We start from the raw sequence: 26,353 nt of genomic DNA on the forward strand, positions 1-26,353 counted from the left end.
CGAGGGTCCGGGAGGTGGCGATCATGAAGCGGATACAGGTGGCCAGGCACCCCCGAACCCCTCGCCCGCCGGAGCCTCCCGACCTCCGGACGCCCTCCGGACGGCCCCTCCCGTACTGAGGAGCGACCAGCCCTCTCGGTCACCGGACGAGGACGAGCGCTCCGAAGCGCGGCACGACAGCGGTCCGGCTCGGCGTGCGATCGATGCGATCGCGGTGCTCGCGCCGACCGGGGCCGGATCGAGGAGCCCGAGGGTGCGGTCGACGTCCCCGTCGTCGTACAGCCGCCGTGCGGGCCGGTGTCTGGAGCAGCCGTGCTCGTTGGTGCGCCGGGCGGTCTCCGTCCGCAGCCTGGCGCTGTCCCGGAGCACGATCTCGATGAGATGTGCGCTGCGCTCGGTCGTCACGATCCAGCCGCGGAAGCCGTGGCAGACCGGCCGGGGAAGGTATCCGCAGTGGGCGAGACAGGTGTGGGTGACGACGACGGTCTCGACGGCGGCGTCGCGGGGCACCTTGCGCCAGTTCATCCTGCGCGGATCGGCGAGCTTTGGATCGGAGGAGGCGGCAGCCCACGGGGCGCGTGCGTGGTTGCTTTCGACGAGTCCGCCGGACGCGATTCGGCCGTGGTCATGATGGCCTCCTCCGCGGAGATTGCGGTACGGGCGCCTGGGCCGTTCGGCCCTGGCGGATTCGCCGCAGGGGCGGTGTGCTGGAAGTGACGGGAAGGGCCCGAGGAGGCTCGGAGAAACGGCTGGCAGCCGCGCACCGGGCAATCAGGATCCGCGAGAAGCGGGCAGGACCCTTCCCGCCTCGTCGTGCCCGCCGCCGCCCGGATCTGCACGAGCCGCTGCACGGACTCCCGGATGAACCGGTCGGCTCTCCTTCCGGCTTCGGCCCGAACGGCCTCAAGCGCGCGCAGCGGAAGCCTGGTTGAGGATTCCGGTATCGGATGCGCCTGTCGGATCGGACCAGTTGGCGGTGCGGCACACCGTGTTCGGGGTGTACGTCGGGACGGGGTGGTTCGACAGCCGTGGGACGTTTCGACTTCTGCTGGGAAGGGGCTGGTCGTCCACACCGGTGACCCGTTGGCCCCAAGCGGCGCGCGTTGCGGGCGACAAGGATGAGGTTGTCGGTGGGGGAAGAACTGACCAGCCCATCGACGCAGACTCCCTGAGGCTCGGCCGCGGGGGCAGCGCGGCATGTCACGTGACATGCGCGAGACGAAACGTCGTCCGAGAGAGCCGGGCAAGGCCGTAGGGGGAGGAAGAGGCGGAGCTGTGATGTCGAGGACACGGTCCATGCCCCGGGAGGTTCACGCGGTGTTGGCCGATGGCTCGGACCTGTGGATCCGGCCCGCCCGGCCCGGTGACCGGGAACAGGTGCTGCGGTTGTATCAGGGCCTTTCGATGGAGAGTCTGCGGTTCCGGTTCTTCGGCCCCAGCCGGCGCTTGGTGGAACGGGCAGCCGCCAAGGCGTGTTCGCCGCCGCGTGACGGCTATCTGGCGCTGGTGGCCGATGACGGCAGGCGGATCGTGGGGATCTCGGAGTACGAGACCGCCGTCGGTCAGTCGTGCGATCAGAGGTGCGCGGAGATGGCTCTCGTCGTCGCGGACGACTGGCACCGTCGCGGGGTCGGCAGGCTGCTGGTCGAGGAACTGGTGAGCGCGGCGCGGGCGGGGGGCGTCCGGCGCTTTACGGCGGACGCCCTCGCGGAGAACCGTGCCGTCCTGCTGATGTTCCATGATCTGGGTCTGCCGGTCTCGTGGCGTCCGGACGGCACGGAGGTCCACTGCACGCTGAGCCTTGAACAGGACGAGGACTGCTTGTCCGTGGCGGACGCCCGCGAACGGCTCGCGGACGTGACCGACATACGGCCGCCGCTGTGTGCGTCGCCCGTCGCCGTGCCCGCTCCACAAGCCCTGGCCGAGGCCACCGAGCAGCGCGGTCGGCCCGGGATCCGCTCCCTGGTCACCGTGGCCCACGGACTCGGTGCGGCCGAGGTGTCGGCCCTCTCGTCGGAGGTCCGTGCTCGCGGGACGTGGCTCTTGGGCCCGAACCGTTCGGGCACCGTCGACACCGACACCGACACCGACACCGACACCGACGCGGACGCGGACGCGGACGTGCGGATGGACGCCGTCTCGGCCGGGCACCGCCCACCGCTTGGCACGGCTTGGGTGGCGGTGCGGTCGGGCGGGGTCGGCATCGCGTTGCTGGGCGGTCTGTCCCCGTTGGGCATCGGTGTGACCACGTTCGTCTCGCTCGGCGACGCATACGAGGTCAGCTCACACGGCCTGCCGAGGAGCCGGAGGACGAGACCCGCGCCCGCGACTACCGCTCCGAGGAGAAGCCGGGGCCGTTCAAGGGCCGTCAGTAGCAGACAGGGAGGAATTGAGCGATGAACGACGAGCGGAAGACCCTCTGGGACTACGGCGCACAAGCTCCCGGTCCTCCCCTGAGCGGACAGGTGCTGGTCGGGGTGGACGGATCGGACGAGGCGCTGCGCGCTCTGGACCACGCGGCCGAGCAGGCACGAGCGCACCGGACACTGCTGGAGATCCTGCACGGCTGGCCGTGGGCGAAGCACGGTGTACGGGAGACACAGCCCGGCAGGACGGACGCGCAGGGCCTCATCGACAGGGCGCAGAGCGTGCTGGAGTTCGCGGCCGGGCGGGTGCACGAGCGGGTGGCCGGGCTCGACGTGGTGACCACTCTGAGCCCCGAACCAGCGGCTTCGGAGCTGGTGCGCCGTGGTGAGGAGGCCGCGCTGACCGTCGTCGGAAACCGAGGTCTGGGACGGGCCACCGGGCTGCCCGCCGGCTCGGTGAGCCTGCGCGTTGCAGCCCACTGCGGCAGCCCGCTGCTGGTGGTGCGTGGCGAGCCGGAACGGGGCAAGCCGGCGGAGGGCACGGTCCTGGTGGGCGTCGCCGACGACACGGATGCCGGTGCCGTGCGCTTCGCCTTCGAGGAGGCACACCGACTGGGCGCGCAGGTACGGGTCCTGCACATGTACTCCGTACCAGAGCTGTCGGACAGCCTGCGTGCGTCGCCCGCCGGGCGGCTGGAGACGGAACCGAAGAGCCTGATCCGCATACAGGAAATCGAGGACTCCTCGCCCCGTACGGCCGTCGCCGCGATGCGGGAGAAGTTCCCGGAGGTCCGTGTCCGGATCGAAACCGTGTGGCGCGACGCGGCCCGTGCCCTCGTGGACGCCACCCGGGCGGCCGACTTGGTCGTGATCACGGCGCATCACCACGGCGGACGGAGGCCCGGTCGGCAACTCGGCCCGGTCGAGCACGCGCTGCTGCACCACGCGCACTGCCCGGTCGCACTCGTGCCCGTCGCCTGGGAATGGTGAAGCACTCGAACCAGAAGGGACAGGAGGAAACGGTGATGAGGTACTGCAGGGTCAAGGAAGTCATGAGCAGCGACGTCGTGTCCACGCGCTGTGACGCGCCGTTCAAGGAGGTCGCCCGGCTGCTGGCGGACCACCGCATCAGCGGGGTGCCGGTGGTGAACGACGAGGAGAAGGTCGTCGGAGTGATCTCCGAGACCGACCTGCTGTACCACCAGGTGCGGCAGGAACCGGAATACGGGCACAGGCGCTTCCGTCTGCCGAAACTGACCCGTTCCGCGCGCGTCGTCGAGGTCAAGGCCCGTGCCAGGACCGCGGAACACCTCATGACACGGCCCGCGGTCATCGCCTCCCCGGGTCAGTACGTGACGGACGCCGCACGGACCATGGAGCAACACCGTGTGGAGCGGCTGCCCGTGGTGGACGACGAGGACCGCCTTGTCGGCATCGTCACCCGTGGCGACCTGCTCCAGGTCTTCCTGCGCGCGGACGACGAGATCCGCCAGGATGTCGTCAACCAGGTGTCCCGGGGGATCGATTGTCCCCGGTACACCGTGGATGTCGCCGTCGACGACGGTGAGGTGACACTGAAAGGTCACCTGGACCGGCGTAGCGACGCCGTGCTCGCGGTACGGATCACGGAACAGGTGGACGGGATCGTGTCGGTCACCGACCGGCTCACCTACCACCTGGACGACTCCAGGCCCCCGCGCCCGACCGTCGGCCTCTCCGGGCACATTTAGTTACGTCGGCGCTCCGCCGTCCGTTCTGTTCCCGTCTGTTCCCGGCGGCCGGGCCGGGACACGGAGCTACTCGCACGTCCCCATGACATCGGCGACGGGCCGCCTGGGGGAGGTGCGTGCGGCGTGCGCGTTGTTGTCGTGGCCGATCCGCAGGATCATCTGCGGATACTGTCCGCCGATGACCATCCCGCGTACCCGCTCGCGCAGTTCGGGCAGTTCCAGCGGCTGGGTGTGCACGGCCGCGGCGACGTGGTGGGCGGTGGCGTGCAGCAGGACGCGTTGCAGGCTCTGCCCGGCCCTGAGCCAGTCGTCGCGCAGGTCGTGCCGGGTGGTCAGGAGGACGACCAGGCCGAGAGTCGGGTGAGCGGTGCGCCATGTCCGCTCCTGTTCGCAGCCGGTCCGCGCGTGACCGGCGTAGTCGCGTCCGGCGAAGGCGGTGGTGTCGGGGCTGCGCGGGTACGCCCCTGCCGGGATGCCGTCGCGGCGACGGCTGCCCCTCGGCGGGGCCCACTTGGCGAGCTCTGTGGTGAGGACGGGGTGGACCCGCCGTAGGGATTCCGCTGCGCGGATGAGGCCGGCGAGTCGGCGCAGGTCCTCCGGGTGGGTCAGGGTGGTGGAGAGTTCGGCGCCTTCGCGGCGGGCGTGCTCCCGCAATTGTTCGATCAGGGTGAGGGGAAGCGGAGCGGGCCGGAACGGACCGCGGTGAGTACGGCGCTGCGGCAGTGCTGCGAACATCGCCTCCTCGGCCGCGGTGGGAGGGGCGTACGGACCCCAGCGGACGGTGGCCAGGAGCCACGGCAGTGCGGGATCCGGGATGATGCTCAGCCGGGGCACGAAGCCGAGGTGCCGCATGGCCAGCCGGACGTTGAACAGGGCCGCGCCGCAGCCGATGAGCATCTCCCGGCCGTCCGGGTCCGTGGCCGAGAGGCGGCGGGTGGGGTCGGCGTGGAGCTGCAACTCGCCGTCCCGGCTGATGAAGCGCCAGGGCTGGCTGTTGTAGGGGGACGGTGCCGTGACGGCCGCGCGGACGAGGTACTGGGCCGCGGGGTCGAGCCGTGCGGACGTGGCGGTCATGACCGGTACCGCCGTTTCTGTCGTGGGGCTCGTCCGCCGTTTCCGGGCGACGGGAGCGAACCTGCGGGAGGGCGGGCCCGTGAGGCGGAGGTCACGTTCCGGTCCGTCGTGCGTGGACGGGCCCACCGGATACGTGTCGCGTGCGGACTTCTGGTGAGAGCGCGGGAGAAGTCCGTACGGCCGCCTCACGGGCTCACCATCGAGCATGTACCCCGGGATTCGGCATCGACAGAGACCCGAGACCCGTTCCGAAGGCCGAACGGCCCCTGGCAGAAAGACTCTTCATCGGCATCGCCGGGGAATCAGCAGGACGGTCGTGGTGAGCGACCCGGAGGGAGGGACCCCTGCCAGGTGCCGGTCGGGCCCCAGGGTGTGTCCTTCGGCCCCTGCTCCGGCACCGCTTGTGATGTGAAGCTGGTGAAGAACCACTCGCGCGCCGGTTTGGGGGGCGGCGCCGCCGCCCATGGTGGCACCTTGGGAGGGGGCTGGCCGGGTTGTCTCGGCCCGCCCCTGCCGGGCAGAGAGGGGCGGTCCTCGCCGACGAGGTCACGGGTCCGGGACCAGTACCACAGGACCTGCCGCGTCGCGTACGACGGCGTGTGCGACCGCGCCCAGCCGAGGTCCGGTGGCGGCGGACCGCGGGCAGTGGCCGAGCACGGTGAGACACGACTGCCGGGCCGCGGCGACGACGGCGCCGGCGGGGACGTCCTCCAGGCAGACCTCCTCCACCCGCACGTCCGGGAACTTCCACCTCCAGGGCAGCAGAGCCTGGGTCAGCAGGTCCTCGGCCCGCCGGGCACGGGGCGAATGGGCGTGACGCCCCGGCACGACCGGGTATGTGGGCAGGAGGCCGGGCGGCAGCCAGGCATACAGGGCACGCACGGGAACATGACGCAGGGCCGCTTCCTCCAAGGCGAAGGAGATGGCGCTGTCCTGCGGGTGACGACCGGCGTCGAGCGCGAGCAGGACGGCGCCGGCCGGTGAATCGGGCACCGGGCCGACGGGACGTACCAGGATGACCGGGAAGTCGGCCAGAGCGGCGGTCCGCGCGCTGGTGGAGCCCACCAGGAGGCCGGACGAGGTGCCCAGGCCGCGGGAGCCGAGGGCGAGGAGTTCCGCTTCGGCGCCGGAGGCCAACAGGGCCTCGTGGGGTGGCGCGTTCAGGAGTTCGGTGTCGATGTCGAGCACCGGGTGGCGGCTGCGCAGGCGGTCGACGGCCAGGTCGAGGGAACGGCTGGCCCAGCACGGCGCGTGGACGCCTCGGGTGCGTCGGGCGGCGTACCCGCTGATGCGGGCCAGGAGGCGACCATGTGCAGTGGGCTGTCGCGGAGTTCCGCTTTACGGGCTGCCCAGGCCGCGGCAGCGAGGCTGGCGGCGCTGCCGTCGATCCCGGCGACGACGGGTCGGCTCATGATCACGCATCTCCGATCGGTGGTACGGACGGACTTCCCGGAAGGAAGCCGAGGACTGGATCCCCACCTCTCTGGGAGCAGGGGCTGCTTCCACCCTCGCGGGAGAGCGATGCCGGGCAGCAGGGCTTCCCGGCTCTCCTGGTGGGGCCGAACGGCCCTGCGGCGCACGGCATGTCGCGGGAGCCCCGGTGCGGACCGAACCCGTGTGAGCGAGACCGGGACGTTCCGCTGCTCGGGCGTCCGGCAGGGCGTTTGCCCTCTTGTCAGCCGCACTCGACCGTGACCTCGGGCGGGACGCGCAGCATGTTGTGGACGGTGCAGCGGCCTGCCACCGCGCACAGGCTCTGGCGCAGGACCGGGTCGAGCGGGGCAGGCAGCAGGATGCGTACGCGGACGGATGCGGAGCGGGATGCCAAGTCCTCGACCGTCGCGAACTCTGCTTTGACCGTAGGTGCTCGTACGGCAGGTGGAGGAGCCGGAGGAACCGGACCGCGTCGCGCTCGACACAGGAGGCCAAGGAGGTGACGAACAGTTCCGTCGTCGTGGGGCCGTCGTTGTCACCGCTCGCCTCGACCGGCTCGTCGACGGTGAGTTCGTGGCCGCGCACCGGGGCCGCGAAGGTGTGGTCCGCGACGTGCGCGACCTCGATCCGCCCGCCGGCGTGGCAACGGCGTGGGCGGAGTGCGGGAAGCGGGTGTCGCGGGGCGGTGAGTTCGGGGTCATCTCGTTTCTCCTTCGCCAGGGCTGCCCGCGCCCACCGCACGCCGGAACCAGGGAGGGAATCAGGTCCGGGGCCGGGTGGCAGGGGTGAGCCAGGACAGAGCGCGGCTGATGTCGGCGAGGCTGACGATGCCGATGAGGTGTCCGTCGTCGAGAACCAGGGCCCTGCGGCCCCTGCTCACCTCCAGACGGGGCAGCAGGTCCACGACCAGATCGTCCGGTCCGGCCGTGGTCACGTCGGACAACGGGCGCATGACGTCCCCGATCAGCGTGGTCGAACGGGCGTGGAACGGCACCCGGTTGACGACCGCGACCGTGACCAGGCCGACCGTCGAGCCGTCCGGGGCGAGCACGGGGAAGGCGGAGTGCCGGTAGCGGCCGAAGGGGCCTTCGGCCAGGAACCCGGCGACGGACACCATGACCGGGACGGTCACCGGGGCGCGGGTCATCACACGGTTGACGGGCATCTCGTGCAGGACGCGGCGCAGTTGGGCCTGCCGTTCCTCGGCGGGCGCGGTGGCGATCAGGAACCAGCCGATCAGCGCGGGCCACAGTCCGGAGAGATCGCCGCCGAAGAGCATCACCGCGAAACTGCTGAGGATCATGAACCAGCCCAGCGCCCGGCCCGCCGCGGCAGCACCGCGGGTGGCGCGGACCGGGTCGCCGGTACGGTGCCACAGGAAGGCGCGCAGCAGCCGGCCTCCGTCCAGCGGGGCGGCGGGCAGAGCGTTGAAGACGGCCGGCACGACGTTGATCGCGGCCAGCCACGCCACCGCCTCGACGACCAGCACCGACGCATGCAGTGCGTCCAGCCACAGCGCCAGCCCGGTGAACAGCCCGCCGGCCGCGGCGCTGGTCAGCGGGCCCACCGCGGCGAAGCGCAGCTCCGCGCCGGGCGTGGGTGCCTCGCCGCGCAGCCGTGCAAGGGAGCCTTTCGGCATCCCAGCTGCTCGACCGTGCCCGGAGGGCGCGGCCGACCCAGCCTTGCCGGCATCGCGGCGCGGAACGGGCGCAGGAGCTGACGTACCGCGTCCGGCACCCGCCCGGAGGACACCGGGGCCGTCAGTCTCCGGACGGGTCTGCCGGCAGTTGCTGCCGCGGCCGGGAGGGTAGGGCGGCGAAGGCCAGTACGGCGCCGCCGGCGGCGACCGCCGTGCCGACGGTCAGTCCGAGGCCCATGCCGCTGACGAAGGCTGAGCGGGCCAGTTCCGCGAGCATCCGTCCGGACGTGCCGCCCACGCGTGCGGCCAGCTCCAGTGCTCCGCCCAGGGAACCGAGCACGCTGTCGGACACATCGTGCGGCAACCCGTACGGGGCCAGCGGCGGGCCCATGCGGTCCTGGTACCGAGTCGTCAGCAGGCTGCCGATCACGGCCACGCCGAGCGCTCCGCCGAGTTGGACGGCGACGCCGTTGGTGGCCGAGCCCACCCCGGTGTCGCCCTGCGGAAGCGTGCCCATGAGGGAGTCGAGCGCGGCCGGGACGACCAGCCCGGCGCCGAGCCCGAGCAGCAGCATGCCGGGGAGCACGTCCCCGTAGGTGGCGGTGACATCCGCGGCGGACAACTGCCACAGACCGCCCGCGACGGCCACCAGCCCCGTGCCGACCACCGCTTTGGTACCCGCCCAGCGGACGAGGAGGGGCGACAGCGGTGCGACCACCGCCAGCAGCCCGGCCACCGGCAGGATGCGCACACCGGTCTGCAGGGCGCTGTAGCCGAGGCTGAACTGCAGGTACTGGGTGAGCACGAACAGGGCCCCGAACATGCCGAACATCGCCAGGGCCACGGAGGACGTGGCGATGGAGAACCGGCGTTCACGGAAGAAGTCCAGGTTCAGCATGGGATGGGCGCTTGCCCGCTCCCACAGGACGAAGCCCGCCAGCACCACCAGTCCGCCGCTGCCTGCGCCCAGCACGATCCCCGATGTCCAGCCGCGCACCGGTGCCTCGATGACCGCCCACAGCAGCAGACCCAGCCCGAGGATCGACAGGATCGAGCCGCCCGGGTCGGGGCGCAGTGCCACCGGGTTGCGGGAGTCCGGCACCAGCCGGATCGCGCACACCAGGCCGGCCACGGCGAAGGGGATGTTCACCCAGAACACCGAACCCCACCAGAAGTGTTCGAGGAGCAGCCCGCCGGCCACGGGCCCGATGGCGATCCCGAGTCCGCTGGTGGCCGCCCACACGCCGATCGCCCTGCGCCGTTCACCGGGGTCGCGGAACAGGTCGGTGATGATCGACAGGGTGGCGGGCATCATCATCGCCGCGCCTACGCCCATGCCGGCCCGGGCCGCGATGAGCATCCCCGTCGAGCCGGAGTACGCGGCCCACGCCGATGTCAGGCCGAACACCGCGAGACCCGCGGTGAACACCCGCCGGCGGCCGAACCGGTCCGCGGCGCTGCCCGCCACCAGCATCAGCCCGGCGAAGACCAGTGCGTAGGCGTCCACGATCCACTGCAACTGGGTGGTGGACGCGTTCAGTTCCCTCACCAGGGTGGGCAGTGCCACATTCAGGATCGTGTTGTCCAACGTCACGATCAGCAGCGACACACAGAGCACGGCCAGTGCCACCCAGCGGCCTGCCGCACCGCGATCCTCCGGTGCCGCCGCCTCCGGCGGCACGTCTCGTGGATTCGTCATGACTCCATACGGAGCCCTGCGCGTCCCGGCGGACAGGTACCGAAGGTCCCCGGAAGGGGCCGAGACGTCCCTGGACCGACCCGAGTACCGGGCATGCAGCGGGGTTGCAGCGTCACGCGCCCTAGCCTCGGCATCAACCAAAGGAGCGTCAGCCAAAGGGAGTTGAGGACCATGTCTCCTCACGTGACACTGCGCGGCCTGCTCGGCCTGAGCGACGGCCCTGCCGCGCTGAAGGACTCCGTACTGGTCATGATCGACTGTCAGGACACCTATCGGCAGGGCGTCATGCGCCTTGAGGGCGTCGAGGAAGCGCTCGCCGAGGCCGCCCGTCTGCTGGCCCGCGCACGGGCGGCGGGCATCCCGGTCCTCCATGTCATGCACGACGCGGGCGAGGGATCTCCGTACGACATCACCGCTCCCGTCGGCCGGATCAGCGAGGAGGTCGCACCGCGGCCCGGGGAACCCGTCGTCGTCAAGAACTTCCCCAGTTCGTTCTTCCGGACCGATCTGGACGAGCGCCTGCGGTCGACGGGGCGCGGCGACCTCGTCCTGGCCGGGTTCATGACCCACATGTGCGTCGACTCGACCGCCCGTGACGCCTTCAACCTGGGCTACCGCCCCACGATCGTGGCCTCCGCCACCGCGACCCGTGAACTGGTCGCACCGGACGGCACGACGGTACCGGCCGAGACGCTCCAGGCGGCATCCCTGGCGGGCATCGCCGACCTCTTCGCCCTCGTCGTGGGCAAGCCAGACGACATCCCCGGCTGAAACAGCCACCCCGGGTGTGACGGCCGTGCGGGAGGGGCGACAGGAAACGAGGGAAGGACGAATGATGAGCATCAGCGGCGATTGGTACAACGAGTTCGGCTCGCACCTGCGGATCACGGCCGACCCGAACGGCAGCATCAGGGGCACCTACATCTCGGCCACCGGCCACGCCGTAGGCGCCTACCCGCTGGTCGGACGTTACGACACTGCCGCCGTCGCGGACCACGGGACCCCACTCGGCTGGACGGTGGCCTGGCGCAACGGGCGGACCGACGCCGGGTCGGTGACCAGTTGGAACGGCCAGTACCACGAGGACGGCGGGGAACGGATCTACGTCACCTGGCTGCTCACTGCGTCCGCGATCGCGGCCAACGCCTGGGAGGCCACGGCTGTTGGACAGGACGTCTTCACTCGTGAACCGCCCTCTGCGGAACAGGCGGAACAGCTCCTGCGGCATGCCGGGGCACCCACCGGCCCGCACCCGGTCGACGAGCTGACGTCCGTGTGAGGCGGATGCGGCTGCGGACGGCCGGAGGCACCTGATCCGGGTGCCTCCGGCCGTGCTGTCGTCGGAGCCTCCGTCAGGCGATGGTGATGTTGTCGTCGAGGTAGACGTCCTGGACGGCGTGGAGGAGTTGGATGCCTTCGTCGGTGGGTCGTTGGAAGGCTTTGCGGCCGGTGATGAGGCCGGTGCCGCCGGCCCGTTTGTTGATGACCGCGGTGCGTACGGCCTGGGCGAGGTCGCCGTGGCCGGACGAGGAGCCGCCACTGTTGATCAGGCCGGCGCGGCCCATGTAGCAGTTGGCGACCTGCCAGCGGGTGAGGTCGATGGGGTGGTCGGTGGTGAGCCTGTCGTACACGAGCGGGTCGGTCCTGCCGAAGTCCAGTGCGCGGAAGCCGCCGTTGTTCTCGGCCTGCTTCTGCTTGACGATGTCGGCTTCGATGGTCACGCCGAGGTGGTTGGCCTGGCCGGTGAGGTCGGCCGAGAGCGAGTAGTCCACGCCGACGTGCCGGAACGCCCGGTTGCGCAGGTAGCACCACAGCACGGTGAACATGCCCAGCTCGTGGGCGCGCGCGAAGACCTCGCTGACTTCCCGCAGTTGGCGGTCGGCCTGTTCGGAGCCGAAGTAGACGGTGGCGCCGACGCCGGCCGCGCCGAGGTCGAAGCACTGCTGGACGTTGCCGAACATGACCTGGTCGTAGTGGTTCGGGTAGGTGAGCAGTTCGTTGTGGTTGAGCTTCACGATGAAGGGGATGCGGTGCGCGTACGTCCGCGAGACGGCTCCGAGTGCGCCGAGTGTGCTCGCGACGGCGTTGCAGCCGCCGTCCAGGGCGAGTTCGACGATGTTCTTGGGGTCGAGGTAGCGGGGGTTGGCGGCGAACGCGGATGCCGCGGAGTGCTCGATGCCCTGGTCGACCGGGAGGATCGACACGTACCCGGTGCCGGCGAGCCGGCCGTGGTCGAAGAGAGACTGGAGGTTGCGCAGGACCCTGGGCGAGCGGTCGGTCGCGGCCACGACGCGGTCGACGAAGTCACCACCTGGCAGCACAAGGTCTTCCCTGGGAATGCCCTGGGCGGTATGGGTCAGCAGGTCTTTGGCGTCGTCGCCCAGCAGGGCTTGGATGTCGGTCATCGTTCCGCCTCTCCTGTCACCCGGGCACAGAGGGGTTCGTCCGGTCGCCGCGGGTTCACTCCCCACCGTGCTGCGTGGGGTGATCCCTCGGCAGGGTCCGCCCGGCCTCTCTCGGAGGGCGAACGCCCTCTTGACGGCCCTTACGCGGACGGCGGGACGCCGATGGTCCGTTGGGAGCCCGGGAGACTCCGTCGCGAAACACCTGTCAGTGACGTGCGTCCAGGCACTCCACCGCCAGTTCCCTCAGCCGTTTCTCCTTTTCGAGCAGGCGGCATCCTTCGGCACGCCAGTGGCGGCGGGCCCGAGGATGCCGCCGGGACGGTTCGCGGTGTTTCCAGTCCTCTCGGGCCAACGCCGTGCACGCGTCCTCGACGACGAGCATCATCACGGTCGGCAGCTGGAGAGCCGCCTCCACACCGACGATGCGCCGGGCCCGGGCAAGGACCAGCACAGCGGCCTCCCGCCTGCGTGACCGGCGCCAGGGGATCGTGATCATCAGGGCCTCCAGAGGTTTTCCCAGCGGTGCCCGGTGGATGATCTCCTGCTGCGCAGCCGGGCGTCCTGCCAGACTGGGCGTCGGCCGAGGACAGGGACAGGGGCCGACTGGTCCTTTGTCGGGCCGGACGGCGTCGTCGACGGGGTCGTCTGCCTCACTGGGCTGCAATGCCCGACTTGGCTGTGTTCGTATCGGAGGTCGGCCGGGTGGGACTCGGGCGAGCAGCGTGCCGTCCCGGTGGTGGAGCGCCTGCCGACGCGCCGAAGCGCGGTGCAGAGCCTCGGTGGGCGCGCTCGTAGAAGCCGACGACGGGCGCGGGACCAGGCACCGCCCGGCGGATCATGGTCGGAGCCATGGCCTGATCGTCGCCGTGGTGATGGTCCCGTGGAAGACGTAAGCCCTGTTGTCGTAACGGGTGGCGGCGGCCCTGGAGTTCTTGAGCCGGTTGACGGTCCGCTCGACCCCGTTGCGGCGTTTGTGGATCCCGCTGTCGAAGCCGGCGGGGCGGCCGCCCTTGCTGCCACGCCGTTTACGGTGGTCCCGCTGGTCCTTCGGCTCCGGGATCGCGTGCATGATCTGGCGTCTTCGCAGGTAGTGGCGGTTGCGGCGGGAGCGGATGCGAAGTCTGGGAGACGGCGGCCCGACCATGATGAGCACCGGCAGTTGCCCGGATGGGGCCAGGCGGCGTACTGATCATGGGCGTGAAAGGCCGGGCGCGAAGCGGCGATCGTGGTGACTGGCGCATGCGCCAAGGTGCTGCTCCGTACCCGTTCCCGGCGCTGACGTGTTCGTCGAGGTGCTGAGGAAGTCTTACGACGGTGCCGTTGCCTGCTGCTGTGAGGAGGCGGCGCTCGGGATGTCCGGGCCACGGCCTCCCTGCACCGGCTCGGAGCCGCGCGGACCGTGAGAGGTGCTGAGGTCGAGTGCGGCCCTCTGGATCGAGTGGATCGTCTCGTCGAGTTCGTCGATTCCGGCTTGGACGCGCCGGGCTGCGACACCGTCCTCGGTGAGGAGTTGCAGAGTGCCCGCGAAATGCAGTCCTGCGGAGAAGATCCGATTGACCGTGTCGGAGAGGATCTGCCTCGTGAGTGGATCGATCGACGACAAGTCGGCCCAGGCCGGGGCCATGGCGCCGAGCGAGGAACGGGTCGGGCCGTCGGTGGCGTCGGAAGTTCTGCCCAGATGCCCTGCGACGATCCGGCCCATGAGCCCGGCGTACAGTTCCATGAGTCGCAGGTCGCGGTCCGACGGTCGACCGGGCTGTGCCGCATGGGTCGAGATCATGCCGATCAGCCGCCCCGCGTGGTCGACGAGCGGGGTGGATTGGACCGCGCGGACTCCGGCGGCCCGGAAGACCTTCTGGTGCGGTGCCGGCGTGGGACCCTCGCGGACATCGGCCACGACGGCCTGGGCGCTCTGCCGGGCGGCCTGTCCGCAGACGGAGCCGTCGTCGGACACCACCGCGAAGTGGTCGAGGAATCCACTGCCGAAGCCGGACTGGGTGACCAGGACGAGCGAGCCGTCGCGGGGGTCCACGAGCTGGATGTTCCCGAAGTCCGCCCCCATGAGAGCCGTCGCTGTCTCGACAGCCAGGGGAAGCACAGCACCGAGGTGAGGAGCCTCGCTCAGTTCTGCCACCGCGTCGCGGACTTTTCGCACAGCAGTCGGTTCGTCCAGGGCGAGATCGATGTAGGCGGCGAGCTGATCTACTCGCCCGGCCTGCGGGACCGGCCGCGTCGGACGCGACTCGGCTGCCCGACACGCGGCCGTCACTCGCTCCAGCGGGCCTGAAAGGTTCCGGGAGGTGCTCACTGACATGTACACCACATGCCTTCAGTCCGGGCCACCCCATCCAGCGTACTGAATTCACGCCTCCGAAGCGACGGAACCGGCCGTAGTCCGTCACCTCCTGCGGACCGATTCAGCAAGCTCGCCGGACGCGGACCGGGAGGCGTCGTGCGTGCCACAGGTCGGGGATCGGTACGACGACCTCGGTCGCCAGGTCGGCCGTCCGCCACCTTACAGCGTGTAGGGCATGACTTGCCTACCGTTGGCGCTCTGACCTGGCTCTTTCGCGCGGAGCCACGCTGCTTTACCGCCGACACCGCCGTGCACGTCGGCACCCGGGTGCGGGCATCCGACGAGCTGGCCCCCGACCGGGGGTTCGACAGTTCCGTCCGCAGACACGCGGCGGCGCGTCACGAGACGTCGAGGTCGGGGCCCGGAAAACGGCTGGTCGTGGACATGGTCCGTGCAGGACCCTGAGCACATGCCTCGACGTCTCATGTTCGTGCAGTTGAAGTCCGGTTACGGCACCGACCAGGGACCCTCGTGGATCGGGTGGGTGGACTTCTCGAAGACCTGGAGCACCGCGTATTTTCGCGGGAGGACACTGCGCCGGGCAGGGGGGATGTCCGACGCGAACTTCTACGACGTGCAGACCGACGAGGAGTTCTGGGTCTCCGGACCGAAGCGGGACCGCACCGACACTCGCTACGGCCCCTCCAACGCTGAAATCGAGCCGGACGCCGTCGAGACCTATCACGCCTTCTTGAAGGGCGCGCCCTTGCCGGGCCGCGAAAACGGCTGACCGCGCGCGGTCGTATGAGCCTGGCGGGCCGGCCCCGATGCCCCTGGCCCGGTGGCCAGGTCACCGTGGACGTTGACGGGTCCTGGTGTCGGCGTACTCCGAGGAGCAGGCCCCGACTACGACGTGCAGGCATCGACACGGTCCTGATCGCGGGCAAGCCGTTCCAGCACGGGGGGCACCGCCCCGAGCGACAGCACCGAACTCATCGCCGAGATCCGGAAGTCCGCCGAGCGGTTGCTCACATAGCCCTACTACGCGCACGACTGGCCCTACGACGCGCACGACGGGCCCTTGACCAGTTCTGCCACGATGCCTGTGCCGGCGCACGCCTGGGCAAGGACACCGACACCGGATGACTCCACCACTGACAACGCACCCGGACGCATTTCCCGCGAGCCCTCCTCCCGACCTTGACGACCCGCGCGTCATCGCCGAGCACGACTGGGCGGCGTTCGGCGCTGTCAGAGAGATGCATGATCACTGGCAGCGCCCGGGATGGTCGTCCAACACCCGTGCGTACTACTGGCTGTTGGAAATCACCGACTCAGGTTTCCTCGACCAGGCCGCCCACTGTCAGAACGCCGTTCGCGGTCTGGGCGCCTTCGATCTGATCGGTTCGGACGGCTATCACGCCACCCTCGGCCGGATCGCTCCCGCCGACACCGTGGGCCAGGGCCGGTTGGACCAACTCGCCCGCAACGTACAGGCCGACGCCCCACCGGCCTTCTCCCTCACCGCGATCCCGCTCACCGGGTCCCGCGGTGCCCTGCGCTACAGCGTGGCACCGTAAGTAGGCGTTGTTGCGGTAGATGCATCAACTCCGCGTAGAGCGGGCGCGGTTGTGACCTGCTCGGAAGCCTGCGCGTGGGTCATTCGTTCAGGTGATGCCAGGGCATCTGGCCTCTGGTGATGCAGGTCCAACGCCACGATGTTGCATCAGGTGCAACCGTGGGAGTAGCTGTGCAGACTGCCGACGTACCGGGCGCGTTTCGGCTGATCGTTCCGGGAAATGTCCGCGCGCTGGATCCGGGGCCGGCGATGTTCGACGCGATACTGCGCGGTTGGGAGCAACAGCAGCGGAGTCGGCTGCTGGCGAAGAAGACGATCAGCGACCGGCTGAGCCTGGTGCGGCGGTTCGCGCTGTTTACGGCGACGTACCCGTGGGAGTGGACTCCGGAGGACGTTGAGGCGTACTTCTCCCACCAGTTGTCGGGTGCCTCGCCGCTGGCCCATTCGACGGTGCGAGGGCAGCAAGGCGATCTGCAGATGTTCTGCGCGTTCGTCACTGACCGCCGCTACGGCTGGGCAGCCGCCTGCGACGAGGTGTTCGGTCAGGCTCCGGTGCAGGTGTGCCATGACTGGAATACGGCCGACCACGTTGCCGAGTACGAGGGCCGGCCCGGACGGCGGGCGCTCACCTACGACGAACTGCAGACTCTCTTCAACGCGGCCGACGACCTGGTCGAGTTGAAGCGCAAGCGCCGCCGCAAGGGGGTGCTGGCCGCGTGGCGGGACGCAGTGATGATCAAGCAGGTGTACGCGTACGGCACCCGGCGCCGCGAGACCTCGATGTTGGACTTGGCGGATCTGCGGCACAACCCGCGCGCGAAGCAGTACAGGCGGTTCGGCGCGCTGGAGGTCCGGTTCGGCAAGGCCGCGCGCGGCAGCCCGCCCAAACGGCGCACGGTGCTCACAGTGCCGGAGGTCGACTGGATTGTGCCGGTCCTCGAAGAGTGGGTGGACGAGGTCCGCGGCGGCTTCTCGCCCGGAGCGCATCCGGCGATGTGGGTGACCGAGCGGCGCGGGCGTCTGGGTCTGCGGCGTCTGGATGAGGTGTTCGCTGCGATCCGCGACCACGCGGGTCTTCCGGACGAGTTGGAGCTGCACTGTCTGCGGCACACCTACATCACACACCTGATCGAGTTCGGGTATCCGGAGCGGTTCGTCCAGCAGCAGGTCGGCCACGTCTACGCGTCGACGACGGCGTTGTACACGTGGGTGTCGGACGAGTACCGCAACCGGCTGCTGGAGGCGTCGCTGGCCAGGCGCCTGGCGCGGTTGAACGGAGAGGGGTTGGAGCCGCGGTGATGAAGCGGATGGCGTTTGAGTGGAACCTGCGCCGGCTGATGGCCGATCAGGACATGTACCAGACCACGGACCTGGTGCCGAAGCTGGCCGAGTACGGAGTGCACCTCTCGCGCGAGCAGGTGTTCAGGCTGGTTACCCAGCCGCCGCAGCGCCTGTCGATGGACACCCTCGCCGCGCTGTGCGGGATCCTCGGCTGCTCCCCGGCGGACCTGATCACCGTGAAGGAGATCCGCCGCCAGGTCGCGAGGCCGGCCGCGTCGGGCGAGAGTGCTTCGCCGGCCGCCGTCCCGCCGTCGCGGCGGGTAAGAGTGCAGCGCCCGGAGGGACTGTGAGCCTCCGCCAACCGGGGACGCCGCCCGAGTGGGTGGAACTCGCCGAGCGGATCACGGCGTTCCTGCCCGACATGACCAGAGAGGCCGCAGACCCAATCGTCGCCCGGATGACGCCGTCGGCCCGCGGACGCGTTCGGGTCCACCTCGCCCGGTATCCCGACGCCCTGGTCAGCGGGGCATCAGATGCCCCGCTCTCCATCCAGGCGCTGATCACCACTCTCTCTGATGCCGGTGTTCCCGGTGTCCGGGCGCCGGCCTGTTTGCGGTGCGGGCGGGTGCGTCCGCTGCGACGCGCGGTTCCCGGCGGCCGTGTCTGCCGCGGCTGCGAAGGCACCCTCACGGTGCGCGGCAACGTCGGCCCGTGCACGGTATGCGGCGAGATTGGTCCGCGGCCCTCCCGCCAGACTTGCGCCGCCTGCCGACGCCGCCAGATCGCGGCTTCCCGGTCCTGCTCCGGCTGCGGCAAACCGTCGGACCTCGACCCGTGCACCACCTGCCGGCCGAGGCCGCCGGCACCATGTGCCGTGTGCGCCACCAGCGCGCCGGTGAATGCCCGTTGGCCGCTCGGCCCCGTCTGCAAACCCTGCTACCGCGCCTCACGCACCCGCCTCGCCACCTGCACAGGCTGCAACAAGCCCCGCGTATTGATCGCCCGCCAGAACAGCGTCCGCGTCTGCGGCCCCTGCGCCGGCCACTCAGACCCGTACGCCTGCCCCCGCTGTACGAACCCCCGCTCCTACAAAGTCCGGGGCCTGTGCGACCGGTGCACCCTCCACGACCACCTCGCCGAGGTCTTCGACGGCCAACGGGCGGGGCCCGAGGACCAGTACACGAAGATGCGCGAGGCCCTGGCCGCATGCGACCAGCCGACGACCGCACTGAGCTGGCTGCGCACCTCCCGCTCTGCCAAGCTCCTGGCGGACGTCGTCACCGACGGGCGGGCACTGACGCACGAAGACCTGGACGCCCTGGCCTCCGCCGGAAGCCGGGGTGGCGCCCGAGCCGTCGACTACCTGCGCGGCATCCTGCGCGCCTACCAGGCCCTGCCCGAGCGCGACGAACTCCCGGCCCGCGTCGAACGCCATCTCGCCCGCGTCCTGACCCGTCACCCCGAGCACGCCCTGCTCCTGCGGACCTACGTCCGCTGGTCACTCCTGCCCCGCGCCCGCCGCCGCAGCCACCGCGCCTACGCGTTCGCCAACCGGCTGCGCTGGGCCCAAATGCGAATCAACGTCGCCGCCCACTTCCTGGGCGCCATGCAGGCGGCCGGCCTGGACCTGGCGGAGGTCACCCAGCACGAAGTCGACCAGTGGCTGGCAGCGGGCCGCAGCACCCGTTACGAGGTCCGCGACTTCCTCGTCTGGGCCGCACGCCGCGGCCACGGCCGGGACCTCGTGGTCCCCCTGCGTCCAAGGCCGGACCCCGTCACGCTGGACGAGGACTCCCACTGGGAGATCCTCCACCAGTGTCTGACCGACACAGCCCTGCCGCTCGACGTCCGCTGTTCCGGCGCCATCCTCTTCCTCTTCGGTCAGGAAGTCACCCGGATCGCCGCGCTGCCCGCCGACGCGGTGACCGCGCGGGATCAGGAAACAGTCCTCGTCCTGCACCACGTCCCCATCCACCTGCCCGCCCCCCTGCCCCGGCTCCTGAGCGAGTTCGCCGACCAGCCGCGGCCACCAGGCTGGTCAACGAACTACCCCAACCGCTGGCTCTTCCCCGCAGCCGAGCCAGGCCGTCATATCACCGGCAGCGCGCTGGCCCGCCGCCTCACCGACCACGGAATCCCCAGTCGTCCCGCCCGAGCAACGGCCCTGGCCCAGCTCGCTCAGGACATGCCTCCGCCCGTCCTTTCAGCCCTGCTCGGCCTCCACCTCAGCACCGTAACGCGATGGCGTTCCCGCGCGGTTACTGACTGGACCGCGTACTTGGAGGCCCGCGCCTTCAGCCGGGCGGCGCCGGGCAGTGAACCCAGCGCTCGGGTGGTTCTCGGTCATGAACCCTCGGCCAGAAACAGCTGATCTGCGGCCATATTCTTCTGCCGTGGCGAACAGGTGGCGGTTCCTGAGCGAAGCGTTCTGGGCTCTGGATCGGGTCCGAGTGGGCAGCGGCGTCCAACTCGGGTGCAGAAAAGGGTAGCCCGGCATCCGGTCGGCGCCGGTCTCTGCGTGGCTGCGCGCTTCCCAACTGGCTCTGTTCCACTTCGTGCGATTGCGCGCGCAGGGTGACTATTGATCTTCGCGTGATAGTGGTCGAGGTCGCCCGAAAATCGCCCAGCTGACTGGACGTCATCATCGCAAGCATCCGAACATGCCCGAGATGACAGCTCTTGATCCTTTTTGACGTCTCGCCCCGTCGACACAATGGCCGCGAGAACCACCCAGACCTGTCCGTACTCTTCACATTTAGCGGCATCTACCTTCATCTCTTGGGAAAGTTATGGAGTTCGACAGGCAAGCCTCTTGCCACCCCCTTACTCGAACGCAACACCAGACGAGTCGCCACATGGAAGATGAAAGCCTCATTAGGTAGCTCGCTCCGAGCCGCCCGATTGGACATTCCATGACGCACGTTTGACCTTTTCTTGACTCATGTCGGCCTCTGCGAGTTCGACACAAAACCTCCTTCCGGAAGATCAACTCCTCTATTGATCTCGAACCAGGAAGGAGTTGATCATGCGTCACAGACCCGTGCCCCAGGATGGATCACGTGCCAGACGTGCACGTCAGTCGCTTCGGCTGCGGTACATGGCTGTCGGCCTAGTACTGGCAATGGCTGCGGAGGCTGCGCTGATCGTGGGCGGCAGTATGGCGGTCGCCGCGGGGGCGGCCACCGCAGCTTCCGACTCCGCGACCACGGTCGCGGCATCTGCGAAGGCTGAAGCTCCTGCGGAAGCGCAGGACGAGGCGTCTGCCGTGCTGATGGCCCGATTGCAAAACCGGAACATCGAGGTGCTGTCGGATCGGACGACGGATTCGACGACGTACGCGTTGCCCAGTGGGGAGCTGCGGACGGAGGCATACGCCGGTCCGGTCCGGGTGAAGCTGGACGGCGACTGGAAGGACATCGATACCTCGCTGTCCGACACGGGCTCTGACCTCACGCCGGCCGCGGCAGCGGCTGACGTCGCTGTCTCCGACGGCGGGGACACGCAGTTGGCGTCAGTGGCCAAGGGTAAGGAGTCCTTCGGACTGGGCTGGGAGGACAAACTTCCCGCCCCGACCGTCAAGGACAGCACCGCTTCCTACGACTTGGGCAGTGGCCAGACCCTGTCCGTCACCGCACTCGCGCAAGGCTTCTCGGAGAACCTGAAACTCACTCAGCAGCCGGACAGCGATGCCGTGTCGTACCGGATACCGCTGAACCTGGACGGGCTGACGCTGTCGCAGGCCGACTCCGGGCACCTGCTGCTGAAGAACAACGACGGTGATCTGGTCGCAGAGGCGCCGGCGCCCGCGATGTGGGACGCCTCCAAGGACCCAGCCTCCGGCGAGTCTGCCCATCAGGAGCGGGTCGCGACGAAGATCGAAACCGCTGACGACGGTTCGCAGACCCTGGTGCTCACCCCGGACGCCGACTTCTTGGCGACCGCCACGTATCCGGTGACGGTGGATCCCACCACCACCCTGGCGGTGACCACCGACACCTGGATACAGACCCCGGACTACCCCGACTCGCAGGTCTCCTCGCAGGAGCTGAAGTCGGGCACCTACGACTCGGGCACGGATCTGGCGCGCTCGTTCCTGAAGTTCGACGTGTCGAAGTTCGTCGGCAAGCACATCACCGACACCAACTTCGCCCTGTACAACTACTACTCCTCGACCTGTTCGACCACCGGTTCCGGCACCACGGTGCGCCGGATTACCTCCACATGGTCGTCTTCGACGCTGACCTGGGCGACCCGGCCCTCGTCGTCCGGGACCGGTGCCGTCGTCAACCTCGTGCCGCACGGCTACAACTCGAACTGTCCGGCTGCCTGGTCCAACTGGGACATCGACACCATCGTGCAAGCCTGGGCCGACGGCAGCCCCAACTACGGCCTCATGGTCTACGGCACCAGCGAGACCGACTCCCTCACCTGGCGGCGCTGGCGCTCGGCAAACTACACGACCTCCGGGTACGCGCCGAAGCTGACGGTCACCTACAACTCCTACCCGTCCGCGCCGAGTTCGCCGGCGATCTCGCCGTCGCAGCTCAATGCCTACAACGGCAAGCAGTACGTCACCTCGCTCACGCCGACGCTGTCGGCGAAGGTGTCCGACCCGGACGGCTCCAGCGCCAAGGCGCAGTTCGAGATCACGGCGGACCCGGCGTACGCCGACACCACGTACACGTACACCACCACGTCGGCCTCAGTCGCCTCCGGTGCGACCGCGAAACTCGCGATCCCGTCCGCCTCAGCCTTCCCGGCCGGTGTGCACTTGCGGTACCGGGTGCGGGCCTACGACGGTACGGACTACGGCAGTTGGACCGGCTACACCACGTTCGTGATGAACACGGGCAAGCCGAACGCACCGACGGTCTCCTGCGACACGTACGAGCAGAGCGGCTGGACGGCGAAGGCCGACGACGCGGTGTCCTGCACCCTCGACACGGACTCGGGCGACGGTGCCGGCTACTACTGGGGCCTGGACGACGGCAGTGTGCCCAACCGCAAGCTGGACACGACCAACGGAACCGGTGGAGACGCTCTCGCTGTCTCCATCGATCCGGACGAGGGCTGGCACACGCTGTACGTCAAGACCGTCGACTCTGGAGGAAACCTTTCTTCAAGTGCCACCGCCTACAGCTTCGGCGTAGGTGAGGACGGTGCCGCGATCACTGCGCCCAAGGATGGTGTGACCACCGCCCGTCGTGTCCCGCTGGAGGCGAGGGGACTGACGACCTACTCCAGCATCCAGTGGTACTACCGTCTCGGCGACGGCGACGATTGGACGCTCATCCCGGCTTCCGATGTCGTCACGGCTTCGGGCGGGAACGCGGTCACGTGGCCTGCCGCTATGAGCGGTGGTGTGGCGACCAAGCTCGTGTGGAACGTCGCGAACACTCTCGGAGCCGACACTGATCTGCAGATCCGCGCACTCGTCTCGGACGGCACCACCAACGCGTACACGGCGAGCCGGAGCATCGGGCTGGACCGGGCCGGCGGCTACGGCCCCACCCGGGACATCGGCCCGGGTTCGGTCAATCTGCTGACCGGCAGCTACAGCATCGTCGAGACCGACGCCGATCTCTTCGACATGCAGGTCCTGCGCCGAGCGGTGTCCCGTACCTCAGAGCGCGAGGTCGAGGACGACGCGGCCACCGTGTCGGCATTCGGTCCCGGCTGGACAGCCGGTACCGGAGCAGACGTACAGGCGGCCGGCTTCAGTACCATCACCAAGAGCTCGGACTCGGCCATCACACTGACCGGTCTCGACCAGGAGACCAACGTCTCCTTCACTCTCAGCAACGGCAAGTGGACGTCCACGGACGCCGACTGGCTGACTCTGACTGGCACCACCAGTGGCACGTCCTTCACCCTTGCCGACGGCTCCGGAATCGTCTCAACGTTCCAGCTCTCCAGCACCGCAGGCACCTGGAAGCTCGACACTGTGGCGGACACCAGCACGGACGACACCATCACCGTCGCGCAAGCCGTCTTCTCCGGTGACGACGTGCTGGCCCGCCCGAAGTACTCCGTCACCGCGGCGAACGGGACCGATCCGGCGGACTGTGTCACGGACCTGACCAAGGTCGGCTGCCGTGCGCTGGAGTACGTGTACGCGGACTCCACCACCGCCACCACGAGTTCGTTCGGTGGCTACACGGGTCGTGTCAGCGAAGTCCGGCTGTGGGCCGCCGATCCCGGTGCGAGCAAGACGACGTCGACTGCCGTGGCCGCGTACGCCTACGACAGCTCCGGATACCTGCGCCAGGCATGGGACCCCCGGGTCAGCACAGCTCTGAAGACCAACTACACCTACGACAACACCGACCGAATCGTCACTTACACCGAACCGGGCCAGCGGGCCTGGACCTTCACCTATGGGTCGGTCGGATCCAGTACCACCGCGGGCGCGGGCATGCTGCTGACCGCCACCCGAGCCGGCGCCACGTTGGACGACCCCGACACCACGACCACGATCGTCTACGACGTGCCGCTCGACGGTGACACGGCTCCCCACCAGATGACCGGTACGGACGTGGCGACCTGGGGGCAGGACATCGCCCCCACGGACGCAACGGCGGTATTCACTTCCGGCACGGTGTCGAGCAATCTGGGATCCGACCTCGCACAGGACGCCTACGCCACTGCCTCTGTCTCCTACTCGGATGCCTATGGCCATGCCGTGAACGAGGCGACTCCCGGCGGGCACATCAGCACGGAGGCGTACAACGGCGACGGCAACACCACCTACGAACTCACCGCAGCCAACCGGGAACTGGCCCTCGGCACCGCGAAGAACGCGGATGACGCACTCGCACGTCTCGGCCTGCAGGACGAAAGCGACACAGCCCTGCGCGCCCAGCTGCTCGCCACCGTCCATACCTACGACACCGACTCGAACGTTCCTCTCACCGAGAGCGGGCCCCTGCACACGGTCACTCTCCAGTCGGCCCTGACCGCCGACGCGAGCGCGGCGTCCTTGAGCGCGGGCGATGTCCGGGCCGCGCGCCAACGCATCACCTACACCTACGACGAAACCCGGCCCTCAGGAGCCGAAGCCAGCGGTCTGGTCACCACCAAGACCGAAGGCGCACTGATCGACGGCTACGGCACCCTGGCCGACAGCAACGTCGTGACGTACTCCTACGACTGGGACACCGGCAACCTTCTGAAGGAGACCACGAACCCCTCCGGACTCGCCCTCGCCACGGGCTACACCTACACGTCCGACGGCGAAGTCAGCTCGACCACCCGTCCCGGCTCCGACGCGGCAGGCACAACCGTCACCACCACCGCGCGGTGGACCGGCAGCGGCTCGGGAATCTGCGCCGGACACCCGGAATGGGCCGGCCTGACCTGCACGGAGACCACGGCCCCCGCCTCCGACAGCAGCGCGTCGACGGTCACGACGTACACCTACGACCGCTGGGGCAACCAGGCCAAAGTCACGGTGACTGCCGGCGGCAAGACGCGTACCACCAGCCACACCTACGACGACGCCGGACGCCTGACCAAGACGACGGTCACCGCGGACACCGGCACGGCCCTGCCCGACGAGACCATCACCTACGACACGACCACCGGCCTCAAGAAGACCCTCACGTCCAACGGCAGCACCGCCGCCTACGGCTACGACGCGCGAGGACGGCTGACCAGCTACAACGACGGAAACGGCAACAGCACGACGACGTCCTACGACAGCCAGGACCGCGTCACGAGGACCGCCGACTCCACCGGCGCCACGACCACGTTCGTCTACAGCGCCGACAGCAACGGCGATCGCGTGGTCACCGAGACGGACTCCGTGGCCGGCAAGTTCACCCTCACCTACGGCGCCTCGGACCGGCCGGAGAGCGAAACCCTACCCGGCGGCAGCACCCTGGCCATCGAGTACGACGAGACTGGGGCTCCGATCGAGCGGCTCTACAGCGCCTCGGGCGGCACCGTCGAACTGTCGGACAACATCGCGTACACCATCACCGGCGCCTACGCGACCGACAGCCAGACGGCAGGCACCACCACCAACACCACCTACACCTACGACGCCGCCAACCGCCTGACCAAGGCGAAGAGCACGGACGGCGACACCGTGTGCGAGAGCCGCGCCTACACCCTCGACAAGGCGGGCGACAGGACCACCCTCACCGCAAGCGCGGACTGCTCCAGCACGACCACGACCAACTACACCTACAACGCGCAGAACCGCATCACCAACAGCGGCTACACCTACGACGCTTTCGGCAACGCCACCGCCACGGCGGACGGATCCGCGTACACCTACTACACCGACGGCACGCCGCTGCAGGTCGTCAACGGAACCGACCGGGAGACCTGGAGCCTGGACGCGGAACAGCGTCTGAGCACGGCAACGGTGGCCACCAACACCAGCGGTACCTGGGCCACGTCCTCCACCCTGACCAGTCACTACAACGGGCTCCGCACCACTCCCAGTTGGGACACGGACGGCACCAGCACAACCCGGTACGTCACCGACCCGGACGGGAACCTCCTCGCGCTGACCGACACCGGCAGCACCGCCAAACTCCAACTGAGCGACGTCCAGGGCAATATCGCCGTGGAACTCAACGTCGGCACCGGCGCGGCCGAGACCCACGCGTACGACGAGTTCGGCAACACGGACAGTACCAACCGGTTCGGCTGGCGGGGCATCACGGAGTCAGCCGACCGGCGTCTCGATGGAATCGTTCTCCTATACGGCCGCATATACCTGCCCACCCTGGGCCGGTATATGAGCCAGCAGTCCACCGACAACACCAATTCCGAGGAGCAGGGCACCACCTCCACGGATTCCTTCACCCTGCCCTTCGGAACGGAGTACTGATGACTCGG

General features: G+C 69.2%; 21 protein-coding genes and 1 pseudogene. 11 read left to right on the forward strand and 11 right to left on the reverse strand.

The annotated features are described in order from the left end of the window. Positions 1 to 21 precede the first annotated feature (21 nt). Positions 22 to 525 (reverse strand): hypothetical protein, encoded by a 504-nt coding sequence (locus ACIBJH_RS08565; protein WP_399116084.1) that lies wholly within the window; start codon positions 523 to 525, stop codon positions 22 to 24. A gap of 771 nt (positions 526 to 1,296) precedes the next feature. Between ACIBJH_RS08565 and ACIBJH_RS08570 the strand changes: the two genes are divergently transcribed. The 3 genes from ACIBJH_RS08570 to ACIBJH_RS08580 all read left to right on the forward strand — a co-directional run bounded on the left by ACIBJH_RS08570 (position 1,297) and on the right by ACIBJH_RS08580 (position 4,096). Then, positions 1,297 to 2,400 carry a GNAT family N-acetyltransferase gene (locus ACIBJH_RS08570; protein ID WP_399116085.1) on the forward strand — a complete coding sequence of 368 codons (1,104 nt, stop codon included), beginning with the start codon at positions 1,297 to 1,299 and terminating at the stop codon, positions 2,398 to 2,400. Then, positions 2,397 to 3,356, forward strand: a complete 960-nt coding sequence (locus ACIBJH_RS08575; RefSeq protein WP_399116086.1) for a universal stress protein — start codon at positions 2,397 to 2,399, stop codon at positions 3,354 to 3,356. Before ACIBJH_RS08570 ends, ACIBJH_RS08575 begins: the two co-directional genes overlap by 4 nt. A gap of 62 nt (positions 3,357 to 3,418) precedes the next feature. Continuing rightward, positions 3,419 to 4,096, forward strand: coding sequence for a CBS domain-containing protein (locus ACIBJH_RS08580; protein ID WP_399116087.1), 678 nt, complete (start codon positions 3,419 to 3,421; stop codon positions 4,094 to 4,096). Between the two features lie 66 nt (positions 4,097 to 4,162). On the opposite strand, the gene ACIBJH_RS08585 is transcribed toward ACIBJH_RS08580, so the two are convergent. The 6 genes from ACIBJH_RS08585 to ACIBJH_RS08610 all read right to left on the reverse strand — a co-directional run bounded on the left by ACIBJH_RS08585 (position 4,163) and on the right by ACIBJH_RS08610 (position 9,942). Continuing rightward, complete coding sequence (locus ACIBJH_RS08585) at positions 4,163 to 5,170, reverse strand: Acg family FMN-binding oxidoreductase (RefSeq protein ID WP_399116088.1); 1,008 nt, start codon at positions 5,168 to 5,170, stop codon at positions 4,163 to 4,165. A gap of 546 nt (positions 5,171 to 5,716) precedes the next feature. Then, positions 5,717 to 6,391, reverse strand: coding sequence for a universal stress protein (locus tag ACIBJH_RS08590; protein WP_399116384.1), 675 nt, complete (start codon positions 6,389 to 6,391; stop codon positions 5,717 to 5,719). Continuing rightward, on the reverse strand, positions 6,331 to 6,582 hold the full coding sequence (locus ACIBJH_RS08595; RefSeq protein ID WP_399116089.1) for a universal stress protein: 252 nt from the start codon (positions 6,580 to 6,582) through the stop codon (positions 6,331 to 6,333). Before ACIBJH_RS08595 ends, ACIBJH_RS08590 begins: the two co-directional genes overlap by 61 nt. Positions 6,583 to 6,845: 263 nt before the next feature. Further along, the gene (locus ACIBJH_RS08600) at positions 6,846 to 6,998 is read right to left on the reverse strand and encodes a hypothetical protein (RefSeq protein ID WP_399116090.1); all 153 of its coding nucleotides are present in this window, start codon (positions 6,996 to 6,998) and stop codon (positions 6,846 to 6,848) included. A 366-nt stretch (positions 6,999 to 7,364) separates the two neighbouring features. Beyond that, complete coding sequence (locus tag ACIBJH_RS08605) at positions 7,365 to 8,243, reverse strand: CBS domain-containing protein (RefSeq protein ID WP_399116091.1); 879 nt, start codon at positions 8,241 to 8,243, stop codon at positions 7,365 to 7,367. Positions 8,244 to 8,364: 121 nt separating this feature from the next. Further along, a complete protein-coding gene (locus ACIBJH_RS08610) occupies positions 8,365 to 9,942 on the reverse strand; it encodes an MFS transporter (RefSeq protein ID WP_399116092.1) in 1,578 nt (525 codons plus the stop codon). 171 nt (positions 9,943 to 10,113) lie between these two features. On the opposite strand from ACIBJH_RS08610, the gene ACIBJH_RS08615 reads away from it, so the two are divergent. Together ACIBJH_RS08615 and ACIBJH_RS08620 are read left to right on the forward strand one after the other, a co-directional pair. Next, positions 10,114 to 10,713, forward strand: a complete 600-nt coding sequence (locus ACIBJH_RS08615; protein WP_399116093.1) for an isochorismatase family protein — start codon at positions 10,114 to 10,116, stop codon at positions 10,711 to 10,713. 61 nt (positions 10,714 to 10,774) lie between these two features. Beyond that, positions 10,775 to 11,221, forward strand: a complete 447-nt coding sequence (locus ACIBJH_RS08620; protein ID WP_399116094.1) for an avidin/streptavidin family protein — start codon at positions 10,775 to 10,777, stop codon at positions 11,219 to 11,221. Positions 11,222 to 11,294: 73 nt separating this feature from the next. On the opposite strand, the gene ACIBJH_RS08625 is transcribed toward ACIBJH_RS08620, so the two are convergent. The 4 genes and pseudogenes from ACIBJH_RS08625 to ACIBJH_RS08640 all read right to left on the reverse strand — a co-directional run bounded on the left by ACIBJH_RS08625 (position 11,295) and on the right by ACIBJH_RS08640 (position 14,445). Then, positions 11,295 to 12,347 (reverse strand): class I fructose-bisphosphate aldolase, encoded by a 1,053-nt coding sequence (locus ACIBJH_RS08625; protein ID WP_399116095.1) that lies wholly within the window; start codon positions 12,345 to 12,347, stop codon positions 11,295 to 11,297. 205 nt (positions 12,348 to 12,552) lie between these two features. Beyond that, positions 12,553 to 12,843, reverse strand: coding sequence for a hypothetical protein (locus tag ACIBJH_RS08630; RefSeq protein ID WP_399116096.1), 291 nt, complete (start codon positions 12,841 to 12,843; stop codon positions 12,553 to 12,555). Between the two features lie 339 nt (positions 12,844 to 13,182). Next, positions 13,183 to 13,455: pseudogene (locus tag ACIBJH_RS08635) on the reverse strand (IS5/IS1182 family transposase); the annotation flags it as partial. A gap of 198 nt (positions 13,456 to 13,653) precedes the next feature. Continuing rightward, positions 13,654 to 14,445 carry a GAF domain-containing protein gene (locus ACIBJH_RS08640; protein ID WP_399116097.1) on the reverse strand — a complete coding sequence of 264 codons (792 nt, stop codon included), beginning with the start codon at positions 14,443 to 14,445 and terminating at the stop codon, positions 13,654 to 13,656. A gap of 667 nt (positions 14,446 to 15,112) precedes the next feature. Here ACIBJH_RS08640 and ACIBJH_RS08645 point away from each other — a divergent pair. The 6 genes from ACIBJH_RS08645 (at position 15,113) to ACIBJH_RS08670 (ending at position 26,345) form a co-directional block, all read left to right on the forward strand. Then, positions 15,113 to 15,433 carry a hypothetical protein gene (locus ACIBJH_RS08645; protein WP_399116098.1) on the forward strand — a complete coding sequence of 107 codons (321 nt, stop codon included), beginning with the start codon at positions 15,113 to 15,115 and terminating at the stop codon, positions 15,431 to 15,433. A gap of 352 nt (positions 15,434 to 15,785) precedes the next feature. After that, the gene (locus ACIBJH_RS08650; RefSeq protein ID WP_399116099.1) at positions 15,786 to 16,223 is read left to right on the forward strand and encodes a hypothetical protein; all 438 of its coding nucleotides are present in this window, start codon (positions 15,786 to 15,788) and stop codon (positions 16,221 to 16,223) included. 248 nt (positions 16,224 to 16,471) lie between these two features. After that, positions 16,472 to 17,521 (forward strand): tyrosine-type recombinase/integrase, encoded by a 1,050-nt coding sequence (locus tag ACIBJH_RS08655; RefSeq protein ID WP_399116100.1) that lies wholly within the window; start codon positions 16,472 to 16,474, stop codon positions 17,519 to 17,521. Further along, positions 17,518 to 17,853 carry a helix-turn-helix domain-containing protein gene (locus ACIBJH_RS08660; RefSeq protein ID WP_399116101.1) on the forward strand — a complete coding sequence of 112 codons (336 nt, stop codon included), beginning with the start codon at positions 17,518 to 17,520 and terminating at the stop codon, positions 17,851 to 17,853. The genes ACIBJH_RS08655 and ACIBJH_RS08660 overlap by 4 nt, the downstream gene beginning before the upstream one ends. A gap of 545 nt (positions 17,854 to 18,398) precedes the next feature. Then, on the forward strand, positions 18,399 to 19,874 hold the full coding sequence (locus ACIBJH_RS08665; protein ID WP_399116102.1) for a helix-turn-helix domain-containing protein: 1,476 nt from the start codon (positions 18,399 to 18,401) through the stop codon (positions 19,872 to 19,874). A 750-nt stretch (positions 19,875 to 20,624) separates the two neighbouring features. Continuing rightward, positions 20,625 to 26,345, forward strand: coding sequence for a DNRLRE domain-containing protein (locus ACIBJH_RS08670; protein ID WP_399116103.1), 5,721 nt, complete (start codon positions 20,625 to 20,627; stop codon positions 26,343 to 26,345). The last annotated feature ends 8 nt before the right edge of the window (positions 26,346 to 26,353 follow it).

This window comes from Streptomyces sp. NPDC050548 (assembly GCF_044457385.1).
Lineage (GTDB): Bacteria > Actinomycetota > Actinomycetes > Streptomycetales > Streptomycetaceae > Streptomyces.